This is a genomic window from Streptomyces sp. ISL-94, from assembly GCF_018614075.1.
In the GTDB taxonomy this organism is placed as follows: domain Bacteria; phylum Actinomycetota; class Actinomycetes; order Streptomycetales; family Streptomycetaceae; genus Streptomyces.
This window is the reverse complement of sequence record NZ_JAGGOZ010000075.1, coordinates 12574-30365: the sequence shown is the minus strand read 5'-3', so window position 1 is coordinate 30365 and position 17792 is coordinate 12574. Positions and strand designations below refer to the sequence as shown.

Here is a 17792-nt window from a genome sequence, read left to right as displayed (position 1 = left end):
GTCGAGCGCGCCGTGTACGAGCGGCTCCGGCTCGGGCACGTCGCGGTGCCGCACCGCCTGCTGTCCGGGGAACTGACCTACGCGTGGTACCGCGGCCCGGGCACCCCCGTCACCGCCCCCGCCCTGCCCGACGGCCGACCGGACGGTCCGCACACCACCGCCGACCACGCCCTCGTCTACGACCCGGAGCACGGGCTCTTCGACGTGAGCTACGCCGCCGCCTGGACCCTGGGCAGGACCATCGGCCTGGCCGACCCCGACTACACCACCGCGGTCACCCGGGCCCGCCGCGAACTCGCCAACCAGGCCGCCGCGCTGATGTCCGGCGCGCGGGCCGTACAGGACGGCCCGGCCGCCCTGGGGCCGCTGCGCGAGCTGGCCTCCGCCGATTTCCGCCGCACCCTCGCCGACGGCCTGAAGGGCGCGCAGCTCCCGGACACCGAGGGCCGCCGTGCCCCCGCCCCGCCGCGTACCAGGAGCGGGATGCGGGCACTGCTGGGCGAGGAACGCAATGCGGCGGTGCTGCGCGCCACCGCCGACCGCAACGCGGACGCCATCGCCGCCTGGCAGGCCCGCCTCGGCCTGCTCCACGGACTCCCGTTCCACCACCTCGTACCCGACCCGCGCATGCTCCCGCCCGAGTCCCTGCGCATGTTCCGCATCGACCCGGCCTGGATCGAAGCCCTCGTCGCCGGGGCCGCCGACGTGGCGGTCCACACCTCCATCGACGCGCAGCTCGCCCCGGAACTGAACCGGGCCGCCCGCCGCAAGTCCACCGCCCCCGTCGCGGCGGCGGCCGGAATGCTCCTGCGCTCCGCCCTGGTCACCGCCTGGCCGGACATCGTGATCACGGCCTGCCTGGGCGGACGCGAACTGACCGAACTGCGCAGGGCCATGCCCGGCCCCGGGACCATGATGGTGCTCTGGGACGGCGTCCCCGACACGGTCGTCCTGCGCGAACCCGGCCAGGGCATCCACTACGGCATCGATGCGGGAGACCGCATCAGCCTGCGCGACCTCACCCCGGGCCCCGGCCTCGGCACCCCGCTGGAGACCTTCTACCCGGCCGACGGCCAGGGGACGGTCACCGAACTCCACCTCCGTCCGGGCCCCGAGGACGGACCGGCCGTGCTGCGGCTGTTCGGCGACGGCGGACTGATCGCGCCGCTGGCCCGGACGTTCGGGCTGGCCGACCTCGACCCGGGGCAACTCGCCATCGAGCTCGTCAACGCACCCCTGGAGCAGGAAATCACCAGCCCCGCCGCCGACCCCGCCAGGACGGAGACCCTCCGATGAGCACCACCGACCTTGTCGTCCCCGTCCAGGTGCACGCCCTCGTCGTCAACCGGCTCACCCGCACCGCGGAGACCTTCAACCGCTGGACCCCGAACTTCACCGCCATGACCGACGAAGGGGCGGGCGCCGAACCGCCCCCCGGCGTCGGCCTCGAAACGATGGGCCCCGGCAGTGAAGGCGTCTATGTCCACTGGCAGTTGCCCGAACCGCTGACCGACGGCCACGTCGACCAGGCCACCGGCGACACCGCGTTCCCCTACGCCCCCGACCGCTGGCTGGTGGTCCGCTACGCCACCGCTCCGGGAGCCGCGGCGCCCTCCGTCGCCGGCTGGATCGTCCACAGCGACTACCTGGAGAGCCGCCCGGTCGAGGACGCCGACGGCAACCCGCTGTACGGCACCAACCCCTACCCGGACCCCGGGTCGCGGCCCGGCGAACCGCTGGGCATGACCTTCCTGGGCCGCCGTCACGCCCTGTCCGGCGGGCCGTGGAGCGAACCGCCCGCCCAGCCGCCGCACCTGACCGCGGCCGGGCCGGGGCTCCCCGGGTTCGCGGCCTACCAGCCGTACAACAAGGACGTCTTCTCCCTCCACGACACCCTCGAGGACCTGAAGGGGAAACTCGACAACTACCCGCCCGACGCCACGCTCGGCTACCTCGTCGTCGGCTGGTACGGGAACAACCCCGAGTTCCTCGGGGCCGCCGCGGACATCCCCGGCCTGCTGCCCCCGGAGGCCGGCGGAGTCGCGGACCTGCTGGCCGCCCTCGGCTGGGCCGCCCCCGAGGGCACCGAGGCCAGCCTGCACACCACCCTCTACCACGGCACCGCGCTCGGCATCCCCTGGCAGCGCGAGGGCGCCACCCCGCCCTCGGACAAGCCCAGCAACATCGAACTGAGCGAGATGCTGACCCTCGGCAGCAGCACCGCCGAGGCCATGGGCCGGCTGGCGGCCCGCCAAACCCGCTCCGCGCGCACCGGGGACCTCGTACGCTCGCTCTTCCACGGCACCCTGGATACGCTCGACACCGGGGACGGGGAGGTGGACCTCGACACCATCACCCACCGCTCCTGGTTCTCCGGTACGAGCGGCGGACACCTCTGGCGGATCTCCCCGCGGCCCGTCGACGGCGACGCACAGGCACCGCCGCGGCCCGCCGAACCGGACTGGCTGGCCGCCCTCAACCGCACCCAGCAGCAGTACGACGGCCTCACCCCCACCCTGCTGCGGGAGCGCGAGCGCCTGTGGAACATCTGGTGGCTGCGCAACAAGCCCGTCCCGCCCTTCACCCCCGGGCGCCCCGAAGGCTTCGACACCCGGGCCGACGCGGAACTCGATCCCGACCGGGCCGGCAGTCTCGCCGCCCGCGTCCGCGCGCTCCTGGCCGAACAGGACGCCCTCGCCGCCGAACTGCCCACCGGCAGCACGCCCGAGGAGCTCCAGGCGGCCATTGACGCCTACGCCACCGCGCACGGCCTCGCCCCCGAGTACGTGCTCGAACGCACGGCGCGCGAGTCCTACTACCGCCCGGCCGACCCGGTGGTGCTGATCAGGAACACCGGCGCCACCCAGCCACTGACCCGCGACACCCCGCTGCCCTGCCGCGTCCCCGACGCACTGCTCACCAGGATCAAGGCCGACGGGCAGTGGATCGACCGCCCCACCGCCCCGCCCGCGCCCGACCTCACCGGCCTTCCCCCGGCCTGCACCGCCCTGCTGGCCGAGTTCGCCCTGCTCGACCAGGTCGCCCGCTCCGGGCACCTCCCCGCCGCCCTGGCCGACCCGGACAACACCGCCGGTCCCGTCCCCGAGTACACCGCCCCGTGGCGCCAGCCCTGGCTGCCGATGCACATGGAGTTCGAGCTCCGCTACTGCCCCACCCCCTACCAGACCGGTGACGACACCCACTGGTCCTTCAACGGCCACCGCTACGAATGGTCCGGCAGCGGCGCCCAGCCCGGGGGCGGCGAGGGCGACCTGCGCTGGCTCACCTTCAAGAACCGGGCCTTCCTCACCCCGACCGCGCCGTACGTACTGGCCCACCAGATCGACCGCTACCTGGAGACCTACTCCGACGCCCCCGCCGAGGGCCTCCTCGCGCTGAAGGAGGAGCTCGGCGACCCCGACCTGCTCTCCCAGCGGCTCGACGGCTTCCACGACTGGCTGCTCCAGCAGGACGGCGCCGCCCGCACGACCGTGCACGTCCCCGCCGGCACCGCCGGCCTCGTCGGCGACGTCCAACGGGTACCCGACCCCGGCCCGGTCGAACCCCCGACCGGTGACCCCGGCAGCCCCTACCAGCCCGTACGGGCCGGCCAGTTCTTCTTCCAGGACCTGCGCATCGTCGACCGCTTCGGCCGGAGCTTCGACATCGTCAACCACCACAACCACCAAGGGGTGGAGCTCACGCTCGGCGACAGCGTCACGCCCGACGCCAAGCTCGACGACGACCTGATCGGCAGTCCCAGGTTCGTCCAGCTCGGGCCCCGACTGCTCCAGGGAGCCCGGCTGCGCCTGGAGACGGTGCGCGCGGCCGACGGGAGCCGCCTGTCCCCCATGGCCCGGGCCGACACAGCGGAGAACCCCCTGGCCGGCTGGCTCCTGCTCAACCACCTCGACCAGACGCTCATCGTGCACGCCCCCGACGGACAGGCCCTGGGGGAAGTCCGCACCGTCAGGAACACGGCCGGCCAGGACGACACCGTCTGGCTCCCGCTGCCCGGCTCCCCGCACCCCGATCCGCAGACGGACTCCTTCGCCGCCGCCCTGCCCCACCTGGCCGGCTTCCTGCGGCCCCTGCTGGGCAAGCCCGCGACCGCGTTCGCCGGGCTGCTCGACACCATCGACGCCGCACTGGACACCATCACCGATCCGGCCGCCCAGGACGACGGCTCGCCCCTGCGGCTGCTGGGGCGCCCGCTCGCCCTCGTCCGCGCCGACCTGGGCATCGAACTGGAAGGCCCGCTGGTCGGCAGTCCGGGCTGGGACGCCGTACTGGAGGAGCCCGCGGAGGAGTACGACACGTACCGCTGGGCCGTCCGGCTGGGCAGCGAACACCTGCTCGGCGACGGGCTCGTCGGCTACTTCAGCGGAGCCACCGGACCCGACCAGAGCACCTCGTACGAGATCTTCCACACGATCCTGGGGGAGGGGGGAGGAGACGGCTACGTCGAGCCCATCGCCGAAGGCCAGGGCCTGGCCCTCCCCGCCCGCACCCCCGACCAGCCGGTGACACACCACTTGACGCTGCTGATGGACCCGTACGCACCGGTGCACGCGACCACGGACATCCTTCCGGTGACCCGGGTCGCACTCCCCGACGACCTCGTCTCCGACGCGGTGCGGCGCATCCGCGCCGCCTTCCGCCTGGGCCCGCTGCTCGCCCCCGAGCGCCCCGCCGGCCCCGACGGGAACCCGGTCGGCGGAGTGGTCCTGCCCCAGCCCGCCTCGTGGCACGGCGCGTGGTCCTGGGCCGAACCCCGGGGCGCGGAAACGCAGTGGGCCGAGCTGGCGATCGTGCCGGCCGACGCGTCGGCGCACCCGGGCGATCCAGCGCCCCACGCCCGGTACGGATACCTCGTACTCGACGCCACCGAAACCTCCTGAAACACCCTGCCGGGAAGGGAAAGCCCATGAGCGTTCTGATGGTCAACTCCACCAACCTGCTCCCGTACGAACCGTCCACCGACCCCAATCCCCTCCGGGTCAGCTCGGCGGAGGAGACGGAGTACGGCTCCATCAACATCAACGTAGGCGGCGGCATCACCACCCCCGCCTGGTGCAACAAAATCACCCTGCGGGTTCCGCTCGGCTCAGGCGCAGGACATCTCACCGACAACGGCGCGGCCATCAGGACCGGGGCCAGCACCGACTGGACCCCGTCCGCCCCCAGCGTGGTCGGCGACTTCGCCGTGATCACCTTCACCCCGGCCCGCGCAGTCCAGTTCACCGGACAGATCGTGTCCCTGACCCTGTCCAACATCGAGGTCAACCGGGCCCCCGGCCAGGTCTCGATCGAGATCGTGGAGAGCTCCTCCCCGACGAACGGGAACTTCACCGACAAGACCGCCGCCGTGGAGGTGGACAAGTTCCCCGCCGGGTTCGTGTTCCGGAACTTCGCACCCGAAAAGATCATGGTGGAGAACGGTGAGGCCGCCGTCCTGCGCTGGGAGGGCTCCGAGGCGAAGTACACGATGTACTGGGGAGACGCGCCCGCCGGAGTACCGCTCGACAAGGAGCGCACTTGGACGACGCCCGCCGGGCTCACCACCGTCACCGGCTTCATGCTCCGCGCCGAGGTGTCGGAGGGCGGCACCACGCTGACGCACACCCTGACCACCGCGGTGACCGTCCGCGTCCCCGACCTGGTGGTGCGGAACCTGACCGTCCAGGGGCCCGCGGTCTTCTCCGACACGGTCAGCCTCAGCAACACCGCCAAGGACCTCACCGTCGCCGGCAGCATCCGGGGCGCGGGCAGCAACCCGCTGCGGGTGAGCCAGAACGCCGGCCTCAAGGTTGACGCGAAAGCCGAGGTGGTCGGTGTCTTCTCGGTCGGCGGCGCGAGTACGTTCAACGACAACGTCACCGTCGCCGGATCGCAGACCACCACCCTCACCGTGCTCGGATCGGTGCGGGGCTCGGGGTCGAACCCGCTGCGGGTGAGCCAGCCCGCCGGGCTCAAGGTCGACGCCGCGCTGTCGGTGGTCGGGACCGCCTCGCTCACCGGCGCGACCACGCTGAGCGGGGCGACCACCTTGTCCGGACCCACCGTCTTCACCGGGGTGACCGAACTCTTCAAGAACGCGCAGATCCGGTTCTGGAACAGGGGACAGGCCCCGGGCTCCGGCAACAAGTTCACCTCCACCGCGCAGACCGACGGCATCCTGACCTGCTCGGTCAAGCAGTTCGACGCCACCAGCATGGAGAAGAACATCGGGTACAAGGCCAACCTCACCCTGAAGATCGGGACCCGCTACCACTATTGCGCGGCCCCCATGCTTCGTCAGGTCGGGGGCGGATCCGAGTACAACCTCACGGTTCCGGTCCGCAAGGGTGAACAGATCCAGGCCTGGCTCGCGGTGGACGGAAGCTGCTACTGGTCGAATGTGGCCCTGGCGCTGGCCTGGTCGGCGGCGGGCAAGCAGGCCGACCTCATGGCCGTCTCCGGCGAAGCGCCCTACCTGCTCGACGACTCGGAGGAGGGCATGGCCGAATACCTCCGGCTGCTCGCGGAGGACGCCGCGCGCCCGGTCGACGCCAAGCCGGAGGAGAGCGCCGAGGCAACGGTGTTGTGAAGGGGTGGGCCAGTGAGACCTGGCCCAGCGGGCCGTCCTTGAGTGTGGGGTGCGGCCTCGTTCGACCGCCGCAGCCACCGGGATGTCACAGTCGACCGTCTCGCGTGACCTGCTCGAACGCGTGTGCGCCACCGGCCTGGCCTGGGGTGATGGCGAACGCGAGCGGGCGGCAGCGGCCGTCAGGGGCGAGGTGGATTTTGGTGGTCAGTCCGCCGCGGGACGGTCCGAGGGCGTGATCGGCCGGCTCGCCGGCCGGGGCCGTTTTTGGCGGGTCCCGGCGGCGTGCTGATGCGCGCGGACGACCGTGCCGCGACGCGGCGACGGCCGGCGCGATCGGTTGCCTGGTTGCCGAACGCGGAACCGTCCCCGCCCCTGACGAAGCCCCGCCCGCAGCACGTCCGCTCCCTCTGGCCCTGGCCCTGGGGGGAGGCGGTCCGGGAGCAGCGGCGCGGAGCAGAGGAGATGCGGTCCCGCAACGCTGACCCGCTACCCCCAGGCGGCCTGTGCATGAGAGGGCAGGGGGCCCCAACGGCGGCGATAGCGCCGGGTTGGGGACCAGTTGGGGACCAGCGCCCACGTCGACGGGCGCACGGCAGGTACGCATGTACACGCTGTGCGCCCTCAAATAGTGGCGTATGTCACGATCTTGTTGCCGACCTGGCTGTCTGGGGTCAAGCGGTCGCAGGTTCACATCCTGTCGTCCCGACTGTGTTTTACGCACATCGGAGGCCGTTCTCTCATCCGTGAGAGGGCGGCCTTTTCCGTACCCGGATTCGTGGACGCCCCGTCACGTGATCCGCCGGGGAGGCGCAGGCCGCCAAGGTTTCGGGCTGTCGGCAAGGGGTGCGCCGCTGAGAGGCGTTGCGTCACCCGCGGTACCGGCGGGAGCGGCCGCCGCCGGGGGAGCGGGCGCACAGCAGCGGGATCATGCCGATGCCTCCCAGGGGGGTGATTCCCGGCGGGCTCGCGTGACTGCGCCTGCCCCGGGCGGGGGACGGCATGCGGGCCGGAGGCGTATCCCCGTGGCTTCTGGGAAGGGGCAGGGAGTGGACGGAAGGGTGGTGCCGGATGGTCGCGCGAGCGGACAGTGAGCGTTTTACCGTCGCGGTGCGAGCGGTGGACGGTGCCGTCGTCCTCGAGGTGGCCGGGGAGCTGGACCACGACACGGTACGGCCCCTGCGCGATGCCCTCGATGCGGCGGTCGCCCCCGGCGGGCGGGTGTTGGTGGACCTGGCGCGGCTCGGGTTCTGCGACTCCACCGGGCTGAACGTGCTGCTGCACAGTCGGCTCGCCGCCCGGGAGGCGGGCGGGAGCCTGGAACTGGCCGGGCTGCGGGGGCCGGTCGCCCGGATGTTCCATATCACCGGCGCGGACGGGCTGTTTCCCGTCCATGCCGATGTGGCGGACGCGCTCGGGGAGGTCGGCGGTCCGTCCCGCTAGCGCGTCGACACGGAGGAGTCTGAGCGTCATGGAACAGCGGGGGTCACCGGACCGGAGCCGGACCCTGGTGCTGGACGGGGCCACCGGTGTCGTGACGCGCAGTCGTGACTTCGTACGCCGGGCACTGTTCGCGTGGGACTGGCTGCCGGCCGCGACCCAGGCCGGGCAGGAGGCCGCGGAGGACGTGCTTCTGCTGGTGTCCGAGGTGGTCGCCAACGCCTGCCTGCACGGCGGGGGGCCGGGTGCCCTGCGGCTGGACTGCACCGAGGAGCGGCTGCGGATCGAGGTGACCGACGGGAGCCCGGAGCCCCCGGTGCCCGTGCGCGCGCGGGCGGGGCAGCCCGGGGGGCACGGACTGCTGATCGTGGAACGGCTGGCCAGCCGGTGGGGATACCGGCCGTGGCTCGGCGGGAAGTACGTCTGGCTGGAAGTCGCCGTTCCCACGCCGGTCAGGACCCAAGTGCAGCGATGATCTCGTCGGTGGTGCTGATCCTCCCGATGCGCGGGAAGATCTTGCCGAAGCTGTGGGCGTGGGAGTCGGCGTCCGTGTCGGCGGTGGCGTCCTCCGCGAAGACCAGGTCGTAACTGTGCTCCCAGGCGGTGCGGGCGGTGGACTCGACGCCCACGCTGGTCGAGATGCCGGCCAGCACGATGCGGTGGATACCGCGGCGCCGCAGCTGGAGGTCGAGCTCGGTACCGGTGAAGGCGCCCCAGTGGCGCTTGGTGACCACGACGTCGCCGAGCGCGGCGAGCTCGCCCGGGATCTCGGAGAAGGCGGCGGGCGGCGCGGACGCCGGGCCCGGGCGGTCCACGTTCGCGGTGGGCAGGTCGCCGCCGTCGGGGGACCAGGCGACCTTGACCAGGACCACGGGCAGTTTGTGGGCGTGGAACGCCTCCGCCAGTGCGAGGCCCTTCTTGAGGATCTCGGCGGAGGGCTTCGCGGTGGGCAGGGCCAGGATGCCCGTCTGGAGGTCGATGAGGACCAGGGCGGTGTCCGTCCCGAGGGTCAGGCGGTCGGGGTCGGCGGCGGTCATGCCGGTCATGACGCTCCTTCGGTGGGCTGGGTGGCTTGCCGGCGCGTGCGCGTGCCGGTAGGTGCGGGTCAGTGTTCGGCGAGGCGGCGCAGCAGGGGGACCGCCTCGGCGAGCGGGCGCTGCTCGGCAGGGCTCAGCCGTTCGGCGATCAGCTCGGCGATCCGCCCGTGGCCGGACCCGCGGCGTTCGCCTAGGAGGGACCGGCCTTCGGGAGTGAGGGAGACGGGCAGCCGGCGGCCGTCGGTGGGGTGCGGGGTGCGGGTGACGTACCCCGCTGCCTGGAGGGCGTTCACCGTGGCGATCACCGACTGCGGACGGATCTGCTCGGCGCGCGCCGGCTCCGAGGCGGTGGACGGCCCGAGGTGGTCGAGCTGCTTGCGCACGGACACCTGTGACAGGCTCCCCCCGCTGCCCGAGGAGGCGCGCACCTGCCGGACCAGCACGGCGAGGGCCGGCTGGAGATCTTCGGCCACCTCTCGGGGCTGATGGTGCGCAATGCCGTGTTCTGCGGGAATAGGGCGACGCTAGGGACATGCAGTCAGGCTTGCAAGTCTGGCCTACCGGCTTTCGGGAGGGCCGCCGCAGCCTCCGGGACCGCCGGTTCAGGCGCGGGGCACGGCTCCGGCAGCCGCCGCGACAGGGCCCACGCCAGTACCGGCAGCGCGGCCAGCGGGAGCAGGGCGGTGCGCAGTGAGGCGGCGTCCGCGGCCGCGCCGATGAGCGGGCTCGCGAGGCCGCCGACGCTGACGGTCAGGCCGAGGGTGACGCCGCTCGCCGTGCCCATGCGCGTCGGGAGGTAGTCCTGGCCCAGGGTGACCTGGAGGGAGAAGGGCATGTACAGCGCGGTGGCCGCCAGCGCCGCGCACACGTACACCAGCGGGAGCGGCAGGAACAGGAGCCCGGCGATGGCGGGCACGGCGGCGGCGTACGACCGGTGGACGGTGGTGACCCGGCCCCAGCGGTCCGCGAGCCGGCCGCCGAGCAGGGTGCCGCCGGCGCTGCCCGCGAAGAGGGCGAACAGGGCTACGGCGCCGGCGGTTTCGCTGCCGCCGCGCTCGCGTACGTACAGCGCGATGAAGGTGCTGAGGCCGATGAACACGACGGAGCGGACGACCACGACGAGGGAGAGCCGCAGAAACGCCGGCCAGTTCTCGCCGCCGGCGCGCGAAGCGGGGCCGGGCGTGTCGGCAGAAGCGGCCCCGCCGGGCCCGCCGGCCGAGCGCGGCAGGTTGAGCAGGGCGCCGAGCGCCGCCGGGAGCGCCAGCAGCCACCAGCCGGCCGGCCCGGGCACCGCCAAGGCGCCCACGACCAGCAGGGGCGCGCAGGCGAAGCCGGCATTGCCGCCGAGGGCGAACCAGCTCATCGCGGTGTGCCCGGCCCCGCCCAGGGCCGTACGGACCAGCCGGGCGGCCGCCGGGTGGTACGCGGCGACCCCCAGCCCCGACAGGGCGACGGCCGCCACGGTGGCCGGGTAGCCCGGGTCGAGCCCCACCAGGGCGATGCCCAGCCCGGCCGCGGCCGTGGCCAGCGGTATCAGCCAGGGCATCGGCCACCGGTCGGTCAGGATCCCGAACAGCGGCTGGACCACGGAGGAGAGCAGCGAGGCGGCGAGCACGATGCCGGACGCGGCGGCGTAGTCGTAGGCGCGTTCCGCCACGAGGAAGGGGACGAGCGCGGCGACGGCGCCCTGGTAGACGTCCACGCACGAGTGGCCCGCCGCGAAGACGGCGGTGCGGATGCGGATGCTGTTCTTCTTCACCGGTCGAGAATCGCCGTCGGCGCGCATGCGGCGCTTCCGATAAATTGCCGGGTGATGCAGAAAATCCGCCACACGAAAATCCGCCACACGCCGCGCGCCGCGACCAACGTCAGCGAGCTCGACACCGACATCGGGATCGACCCCCACCGCCACGACGACCACCAGATCGCCTACGCCGGCCGCGGGGTGCTGTCGGTCACCACCGACGCCGGCACCTGGGTGGCCCCCGCGACCCGGGCCCTGTGGATCCCGGCCGGGACGGTGCACGAGCACCGCGCGTTCGGGCGGACCGACCTGCACTGCGTCGGCCTGCCGACCCGCTTGAACCCGCTGTCCCTGGACGCGCCGGCCGTGATCGCGGTGGGGCCGCTGCTGCGGGAGCTGATCCTCGCCTACACGCGGACGCCCGACGACGGCAGCCCCGCGCGGCGCCGGATGCTCGGGGTCCTCCTCGACCAGCTGCGGGCCTCGCCGCTCCAGCCCCTGCACCTGCCCGCCCCCGCCGACCCGCGGCTCGCGGCGGTCTGCGCCCTGCTGTACGCCGATCCGGCGGACCCGCGCGGACTGGCCGCGCTGGGCGCCGAGTCGGGGGCCGGGGCCGGCGAGCGGACGTTGAGCCGGCTGTTCCGCGCCGAGCTCGGCATGACCTTCCCGCAGTGGCGCACCCAGCTGCGGCTGCACCAGGCGCTCAGGCTGCTGGCGGTCGACACCCCGGTCACCGCGGTCGCGCACCGCTGCGGCTGGTCGTCGGCGAGCGCGTTCATCGACGTCTTCCGGCGGGCGTTCGGGCACACCCCGGGGGCCTACGGACGCTCGTAGCGCAGCTGTACGACGCCGTTGCCGAAGGTGTGCGTGCCCTCCAGGCGCAGTGGCACGGGCACCGGATCCGGATCGCCGGCGACGGGCTGGAAGAGCGGTCTGCCGCGCCCGATCCGCACCGGGTGCACATAGATCCGGTAGGCGTCCACCAGGTCGTGGCGCAGGAAGGCGGCAGCGAGATCGGGCCCGCCGAGGACCAGGTCACCGCCCGGGGCCGCCTTGAGGGCGGCCACCTCCTCCGGGACGACGTCACGGACGATCGTGGTGTTCCAGCCGGCCCGCTGAAGGGTGCGCGAGTACACGTACTTGGGGATGTCGCGCCAGATGCCGGCGAACTCGGCGACCGGCCCGGCGTTCGCGGGATCGGCGTCGGCGGTCGGCCAGAAGTCCGCCATCAGCTCGTACGTCACGCGGCCTTCCAGGAGACCGCCCATCGCGCGGATCTCGTCGTTGAAGTGCCGGTGCAGTTCGTCGTCGACGAGGTGCCAGTCGATCTGCCGCTCCGGGCCTTCGAAGAATCCGTCCAGGGACACCGACATCATGAGGATGATCTTCCGCATGGTCGCCCAGGCTACGCCCGCGCACCGCCCCGCGCCGGGAGCGGCACGGGGCGGTCCGGGGGGCGGCTCGGGGCGGCTCGGGGCGGTTCAGGGCGCGGAGATACTGGTGCGTGTGAAGACCGAAGACGAGAACACCGTCCTGCTCCACACCGAAGGCCGGACCGGGGTGGTCACCCTCAACCGCCCCAAGGCCCTCAACGCCCTCACCCACCCCATGGTGCTGCGGATCGACGGGGCCCTGACCGCCTGGGAGGCCGACCCCGCCGTCCAGCAGGTCCTGATCCGCGGCGCCGGCGAGCGCGGGCTGTGCGCGGGCGGGGACATCCGCGCGATCCACGACGACGCCAAGGCCGGGACCACGGCCTCCGCCGGCTTCTGGCGCGACGAGTACCGGCTCAACGCCCGCATCGCCCGCTACCCCAAGCCGTACGTCGCCCTCATGGACGGGATCGTCATGGGCGGCGGCGTCGGGCTCTCCGCCCACGGCGGGGTCCGCATCGTCACCGAGCGCTCCCGCGTGGCCATGCCCGAGACCGGCATCGGCTTCGTCCCGGACGTCGGCGGGACCTGGCTGCTCGGCCGTGCCCCCGGCCGCCTCGGCACCCATCTCGCCCTGACCGGGACCGCCGTGGGGGCCGCCGACGCGCTGCTGTGCGGGCTCGCCGACCACTTCGTCCCCGCCGCCCGGCTCCCGGAGCTGACCGCCGCATTCGCGTCGGCCCCCGTCCACGAGGTGCTGCCGCGGTACGCCGCCACGCCGCCGCCCGGTGAACTCGCGGACGGGCGGCCCTGGATCGACCGCTGCTACGCGGCCGGCACCGTCGAGGAAATCGTGGACCGGCTGCTCGGCGAGGGTGAGCCGGCCGCCAAGGAGGCCGCCGAGACGATCCTGGCCAAGTCCCCGACCGCACTCAAGGTCACCCTCGCCGCCCTGCGCCGCGCCGAGGGCCTCGGCTCGCTGGAGCGCGTGCTGGCCCAGGAGTTCCGGGTCTCCTGCAACGCGCTGCGCTCGCCCGATCTGGTCGAGGGCATCCGGGCCCAGGTCGTCGACAAGGACCGCAGGCCGCGCTGGTCGCCCCCGGCCCTGGCGGACGTGTCCGACGCGGATGTGGAGCGGTTCTTCACCCCGCTCGGGGAGGAACGGGAACTCCGGCTGCCGGACGGCGGCTCCGGCCGCGGCTGAGCCACGTACCGGTAACAGCGGAGCGGCGGCGGCGCCCCTCCCGGTGCCGGGATTGCGCTTGCCCGGAGCCTCGTTGGCCCGGATCGTCGATTCCCGGTCAATCGGAATTGGACAGAAGCCGGTGATACGAACACCATGAGGGCTGCAAGATCGCGGCCGCACGGGGGCATACCGGCACACCGCTGATCCGGACACCGGCGCCTCCACTCCGCTTCGTCCCCCTTTGTCGTTCCCCTGGAGAGACTTCGCCATGAGCTTCGGCGACCCGAACAACCCGTACAGCCAGCAGCCCCCGCAGGGCCGGCCCGGTTACCCGCAGCAGGCGCCGCAGGGCGTGCCCCCGCAGTACGGCCATCCCCAGCAGACGCCGCCGCCCTACGGCGCGTACCCCCCGCCGGGTATGCCCGGCATGCCGGGCATGGGGCCGGCGCCGCTGGCCCACTGGGGCCTGCGCGCGGGTGCGCTCCTGCTTGACGGCCTGATCGTCGCCGGTCCGATGTACGCGCTGGGCTTCATCGACCTGGCCAACAGCGACCACCCGGAGGAGCCCGGGGTCCTCGGCGTCATCGGCATGCTGTACGCCTTCGCGATGGGCCTCTTCCAGATCTACCTGCAAGGCAAGACCGGCCAGACGACCGGCAAGAAGGTCGTCGGTATCAGCGTGCGCCGCGAGTCCGACGGCTCCACGCTCGGCTTCGGCATGGCGTTGGTCCGCTGGCTGGCCCACTTCCTCGACAGCATCGCCTGCTACCTCGGCTGGCTGTGGCCGCTGTGGGACGAGAAGAAGCAGACCTTCGCCGACAAGGTGTGCGGCACCGTCGTCATCACGGTCGACAAGGGCTGACAACCGACGGCACGGCTCAGCGGTAGCCGGTCGCGTCGGCGGGAAGGCCGGGGTCCTGGACCTCGACCATGTAGCGCCACGCGTCCGGTCGGCTGCCGTCGAGGTCCGTGAAGCCGTAGACCCCGGCGAGTTGGCCGCTGGAGAGGGACTGCCCGTTCCAGCGCGCCACCTCCGGGTCCGCGGCGAGCGCCGCCACCGCGCGGCCCACGTACGACGGGGTCTCGGAGATGCCGAAGTGGGGGACCTTGGCCAGCGCGTCGCGCCAGTTCGCCTCCGTCACGCCGAAGGCGTCGAGCATCATCTCCGAGCGCAGCCAGCCCGGGGTCAGCGCCACCGCCGTGGCCCCGCGCGGCCCGAGCTCGTGGCCCAGGGCGAACGCCATCCGCAGGACCGAGGACTTGGCGATGTCGTAGAAGAACGACACCCGGTAGCGCGTCGCGTTGTACTCGGCGGTGCCGTCCGTCATCTCCACCACCAGGCCGCCCGGCTCGCGCAGCAGCAGCGGCACCGCGAAATGGCTGGTGACGGCGTGCGTCTCCACCGCCAGGCGCAGCAGTCGCAGCCCCTTGTCCAGGTCGTGCTCCCAGACCGTGCTCTCCCACTCGAAGAGCAGCTCCCCGCCCCAGATGTCGTTGACGAGGACGTCCAGGCGCCCCTGCTCCGTGTCGATCCGCCGCACCAGCGCCTCGACCTCGGCCGGCACCAGGTGGTCGGCGACCGCGGGGATCCCCACGCCGCCCGCCGCCGTGACCAGCTCGGTGGTCTCCTCGACCGTCTCGGGCCTGTCGTACTCCGAACGCCGGCCCCGCGTGCTGCGGCCCGACACGTACACCGTCGCGCCCTGCGCGCCCAGTTGGACGGCGATGCCCCGGCCCGCTCCCCGCGTGCCGCCCGCGACCAGGGCGACCTTGCCCTCAAGAGTTCCAGACATGCGGCGAGCCTACGTCCGGCCGGGCCCGGGCGGCCGGATCGACGCCTTTTTCAGTCCCGCTGCTCCCGCCTTCTCCCGAGCAGGCAGACGGCGGCCAGGACGGCGGCCAGTGCGCCCGCCGCGGCCCCCAGGGCGGTGTCCGGCCCCCACAGGGTCCAGGCGGCCCCGAAGAGGAGGGAGCCCGCGAACCGGGCCAGGGCCTGCGCGGTCTGGAGCACCGCGAGCCCGGTGGTGCGCAGTTCGGCCGGGAGCAGCGGTCCGGCGGCGGCCATCAGGACCCCGTCGGTGGCCGCGTAGAACAGGCCGAGGAGGGCGAGCACGCCGAGGACGAGCGGAGCACCGGCCGGTACCGGAGCCAGGAGCAGCAGGCAGGCGCCGAGCAGCGGCACGTGCCCGGCGAGGAACACCCGGCGCCGGCCCAGCCGGTCGGCGAACCGCCCCAGGGGCAGCGCGGCCGGCAGGAACACGGCCGCCGTACCGACGGGCAGCAGCGGAAAGTCCGCGGCCGGCAGGTCGAGCCGGCGCTGGAGCAGGAGGTAGAGGAACGCGTCGCCGACGGTGAACAGGCCCAGTGCGGCAGCGGTCGCGCAGAGGCGGCGCAGGCCGGGGATCCGTACGAGGGTGCGTACGGGGGGAAGGGCGGTGCGGGTGGCGGGCGCGGGGGCCTCCCGTACGAACAGGGCCAGCACCACCACGCCCAGCACCGCGACGCAGCAGCTCACGGCGAAGACGGCCTCGTATCCGTCCACCGCCACCCACAGCACTCCGAACGCGGCCAGCGGGCCCAGCAGCGCGCCCGCGGTGTCCAGGGCGCGGTGCACCCCGAAGGCGCGGCCCTGTTCCTCCGGCGGGCAGGACAGCGAGATCAGCGCGTCGCGCGGGGCGGTGCGCAGGCCCTTGCCCGTCCGGTCGGCGGCGAGTACCGCCGCCACCGACCAGGGGGTGGTGGCGGCGAGCAGGGCAGCCTTGCAGGCGGCGGAGAGCGCGTAGCCGGCGCCCGCCACCAGCTTGCGGCGGCGGGTGCGGTCCGCGATCCGGCCGCCCGCGAGGCGCAGCAGCGCGGTGGCGCCCTGGTGGAGCCCGTCCAGGGCGCCGAACGCGAGCGGGGACATGCCGAGTCCGGCCATCAGGTACAGAGGCAGGACGGAGCTGACCATCTCGGCCGAGACATCCGTGACCAGACTGACCAGGCCGAGCGCGAACACGGCGGCGGGGACGGCCCGCAGCGGGCCTCTCGGGGCCGGGGTGCGCTGCCCCCGGGCCGTGTCGGCGGCCCGGCTGGTCGACAGGTACACGGATGCCTCCCTCCCTCAGAACCAGTTGACGGTGAGCGGGAACGCGGCCGTGACGGTGGCGCCCGTGGAGTCGGTGACGGTCGCGGTGATCTGGATGGTGCCGCTGCCCCACGGCTTTCCGCTGATCCGGCCGGTGGCGGCGTCGACGGTCAGGCCCCAGGGCAGGCCGGTGGCCGCGTAGCGGAGGGGGGACGTGCCGCCGGTGGCGGTGAGCTGGATGGTGCAGGACTGGTTGAACTTGCAGGTCTGCGGGCCGGGGTTGGCCAGTTTCAGGTCACCGGGGGTGGCGGTGGGGGTGGGAGTCGGGGTCGGCGTGGGGGTCGGTGTCGGCGTGGGGGTCGGCGTCGGCGTCGGCGTCGGCGTCGGTGTGGAGTCGGCGAACACCTCGCTGACCGGCTGGACGTTGGCCGCGTTGCCCGCGTGCGAGGCCGTGCCGAACAGGTCCTCGAAGGTGCGCAGCAGATGGTGGTGGTTGAAGGCGGTGGTGTACTTGCCCGCCTTGACGTCCGCTCCGTAGAAGACGGTGGCGATCTGGTTCGACCCGAGGTAGTTGTCCTCGTCCCATGTCAGCACCAGCAGGCTGTTGTTGGCCTTCGCCCACTGCGCGTAGGCGTCGATGTTGTTCTTCGTCCAGGTGTCGCCCGTGGCCACCGAGCACGAGTGCATGTCGTTGCACTGGTTGGGAATGACGAAGGACAGGTCCGGCAGGGCGGCGAAGTTGTTCTGCGGGAACTGCGCCCAGGTCTTGCCGGTGTTCAGGGGCACGTTCTTGAAGGCGAACCACGGATTGTGCTTCTGGGCGTACTGGCCGTTCGTGCAGGCCGTGGAACCCTCGGCCGGCAGGTCCTCGTTGTACGTGGCGAAGGTCTTGCCGGCCGCGATCAGTTCCTGGCCGAGGTTCGGCGCGGTCATCGACTGGGGGGTGTAGCAGCTGTCCCCCGTGATGCCCTGGGTGGCGCCGGAGAAGAGGTTGAAGTAGTTGGGCTGGCTGGGGTGGGTCAGCGCCTTCATGCCGGTCAGGCTGGCGCCGCCGTTCGCCAGCTGGTTGATGTAGGGGGCGTTCGCGCTGCCGATGATCTCGCCGTACTGCTTGTTCTCGTACACGACGACCACGACGTGGTCGTACGTCGGCAGCGCGGCAGCGGCTGCTGGGGTCATGGGGGTGGAACCGCTCTCGGCCGCCTGGGAGTTGGCGACGGTGAAGGCGCCGAGCAGGCCGAGTGCGCCGAGCGCGGCCACGATGGCGGACCGGCGGGCGCCGCGTCTGGTGCGTGCCACCGCCCTTGGTGGGGGTGTGGGTGTTGGTGAGGGGGTTGGCATGGGTGGTTCCTCCTTCTC

General features: G+C 73.0%; 15 protein-coding genes and 1 pseudogene. 8 read left to right on the top strand and 8 right to left on the bottom strand.

The window, feature by feature from the left end; translation table 11 throughout:
* The first annotated feature begins 12 nt into the window (after positions 1-12).
* The 3 genes from J7E94_RS23130 to J7E94_RS23120 are packed head-to-tail and all read left to right on the top strand — an operon-like array spanning position 13 to position 6589.
* Positions 13-1296: a hypothetical protein gene (locus tag J7E94_RS23130; RefSeq protein ID WP_215018475.1), complete on the top strand. Its 1284-nt coding sequence runs from the start codon at positions 13-15 to the stop codon at positions 1294-1296.
* The gene (locus J7E94_RS23125) at positions 1293-4901 is read left to right on the top strand and encodes a hypothetical protein (protein ID WP_215018473.1); all 3609 of its coding nucleotides are present in this window, start codon (positions 1293-1295) and stop codon (positions 4899-4901) included. Before J7E94_RS23130 ends, J7E94_RS23125 begins: the two co-directional genes overlap by 4 nt.
* A 26-nt stretch (positions 4902-4927) precedes the next feature.
* On the top strand, positions 4928-6589 hold the full coding sequence (locus J7E94_RS23120; protein ID WP_215018471.1) for a hypothetical protein: 1662 nt from the start codon (positions 4928-4930) through the stop codon (positions 6587-6589).
* Positions 6590-6719: 130 nt separating this feature from the next.
* Here J7E94_RS23120 and J7E94_RS36010 read toward each other — a convergent pair.
* Positions 6720-6895, bottom strand: a pseudogene (locus J7E94_RS36010) (IS5/IS1182 family transposase); the annotation flags it as partial.
* Between the two features lie 762 nt (positions 6896-7657).
* Here J7E94_RS36010 and J7E94_RS23110 point away from each other — a divergent pair.
* Positions 7658-8029, top strand: coding sequence for an STAS domain-containing protein (locus J7E94_RS23110; RefSeq protein ID WP_215018469.1), 372 nt, complete (start codon positions 7658-7660; stop codon positions 8027-8029).
* Between the two features lie 28 nt (positions 8030-8057).
* Positions 8058-8501, top strand: coding sequence for an ATP-binding protein (locus J7E94_RS23105; RefSeq protein WP_215018467.1), 444 nt, complete (start codon positions 8058-8060; stop codon positions 8499-8501).
* On the opposite strand, the gene J7E94_RS23100 is transcribed toward J7E94_RS23105, so the two are convergent.
* From J7E94_RS23100 to J7E94_RS23090, 3 genes are all read right to left on the bottom strand, one after another.
* Positions 8479-9072, bottom strand: coding sequence for a hydrolase (locus J7E94_RS23100; protein ID WP_374224485.1), 594 nt, complete (start codon positions 9070-9072; stop codon positions 8479-8481). The two genes, J7E94_RS23105 and J7E94_RS23100, sit on opposite strands and share 23 nt — an antisense overlap.
* A 59-nt stretch (positions 9073-9131) precedes the next feature.
* Positions 9132-9536 (bottom strand): MarR family transcriptional regulator, encoded by a 405-nt coding sequence (locus J7E94_RS23095; RefSeq protein ID WP_215018465.1) that lies wholly within the window; start codon positions 9534-9536, stop codon positions 9132-9134.
* Between the two features lie 65 nt (positions 9537-9601).
* Complete coding sequence (locus tag J7E94_RS23090; RefSeq protein ID WP_215018463.1) at positions 9602-10849, bottom strand: MFS transporter; 1248 nt, start codon at positions 10847-10849, stop codon at positions 9602-9604.
* A 27-nt stretch (positions 10850-10876) separates the two neighbouring features.
* Between J7E94_RS23090 and J7E94_RS23085 the strand changes: the two genes are divergently transcribed.
* Positions 10877-11641, top strand: a complete 765-nt coding sequence (locus tag J7E94_RS23085) for a helix-turn-helix transcriptional regulator (RefSeq protein WP_215018461.1) — start codon at positions 10877-10879, stop codon at positions 11639-11641.
* On the opposite strand, the gene J7E94_RS23080 is transcribed toward J7E94_RS23085, so the two are convergent.
* Positions 11626-12201, bottom strand: coding sequence for a dihydrofolate reductase family protein (locus J7E94_RS23080; protein WP_215018459.1), 576 nt, complete (start codon positions 12199-12201; stop codon positions 11626-11628). The genes J7E94_RS23085 and J7E94_RS23080 overlap by 16 nt on opposite strands.
* Before the next feature lie 112 nt (positions 12202-12313).
* On the opposite strand from J7E94_RS23080, the gene J7E94_RS23075 reads away from it, so the two are divergent.
* Complete coding sequence (locus J7E94_RS23075) at positions 12314-13384, top strand: enoyl-CoA hydratase/isomerase family protein (RefSeq protein ID WP_308345425.1); 1071 nt, start codon at positions 12314-12316, stop codon at positions 13382-13384.
* Between the two features lie 250 nt (positions 13385-13634).
* Positions 13635-14228, top strand: a complete 594-nt coding sequence (locus J7E94_RS23070; RefSeq protein ID WP_215018456.1) for an RDD family protein — start codon at positions 13635-13637, stop codon at positions 14226-14228.
* A gap of 16 nt (positions 14229-14244) precedes the next feature.
* Here the strand turns inward: J7E94_RS23070 and J7E94_RS23065 are convergent, their stop codons facing one another.
* The 3 genes from J7E94_RS23065 to J7E94_RS23055 are packed head-to-tail and all read right to left on the bottom strand — an operon-like array spanning position 14245 to position 17732.
* A complete protein-coding gene (locus tag J7E94_RS23065) occupies positions 14245-15159 on the bottom strand; it encodes an SDR family oxidoreductase (RefSeq protein WP_215018454.1) in 915 nt (304 codons plus the stop codon).
* A 50-nt stretch (positions 15160-15209) separates the two neighbouring features.
* Positions 15210-16454 (bottom strand): MFS transporter, encoded by a 1245-nt coding sequence (locus J7E94_RS23060; protein WP_215018452.1) that lies wholly within the window; start codon positions 16452-16454, stop codon positions 15210-15212.
* A 15-nt stretch (positions 16455-16469) separates the two neighbouring features.
* Positions 16470-17732: an alkaline phosphatase family protein gene (locus J7E94_RS23055; protein WP_308345424.1), complete on the bottom strand. Its 1263-nt coding sequence runs from the start codon at positions 17730-17732 to the stop codon at positions 16470-16472.
* Positions 17733-17792 lie beyond the last annotated feature (60 nt).

Bases quoted from the DNA above. Each gene is read 5' to 3' on its own strand.
- J7E94_RS23100 (WP_374224485.1), bottom strand. From the start codon at position 9,072: ATGACCGGCATGACCGCCGCCGACCCCGACCGCCTGACCCTCGGGACG.
- J7E94_RS23105 (WP_215018467.1), top strand. From the start codon at position 8,058: ATGGAACAGCGGGGGTCACCGGACCGGAGCCGGACCCTGGTGCTGGAC.
- J7E94_RS23125 (WP_215018473.1), top strand. From the start codon at position 1,293: ATGAGCACCACCGACCTTGTCGTCCCCGTCCAGGTGCACGCCCTCGTC.
- J7E94_RS23110 (WP_215018469.1), top strand. From the start codon at position 7,658: ATGGTCGCGCGAGCGGACAGTGAGCGTTTTACCGTCGCGGTGCGAGCG.
- J7E94_RS23120 (WP_215018471.1), top strand. From the start codon at position 4,928: ATGAGCGTTCTGATGGTCAACTCCACCAACCTGCTCCCGTACGAACCG.
- J7E94_RS23090 (WP_215018463.1), bottom strand. From the start codon at position 10,849: ATGCGCGCCGACGGCGATTCTCGACCGGTGAAGAAGAACAGCATCCGC.
- J7E94_RS23065 (WP_215018454.1), bottom strand. From the start codon at position 15,159: ATGTCTGGAACTCTTGAGGGCAAGGTCGCCCTGGTCGCGGGCGGCACG.
- J7E94_RS23070 (WP_215018456.1), top strand. From the start codon at position 13,635: ATGAGCTTCGGCGACCCGAACAACCCGTACAGCCAGCAGCCCCCGCAG.
- J7E94_RS23085 (WP_215018461.1), top strand. From the start codon at position 10,877: ATGCAGAAAATCCGCCACACGAAAATCCGCCACACGCCGCGCGCCGCG.
- J7E94_RS23080 (WP_215018459.1), bottom strand. From the start codon at position 12,201: ATGCGGAAGATCATCCTCATGATGTCGGTGTCCCTGGACGGATTCTTC.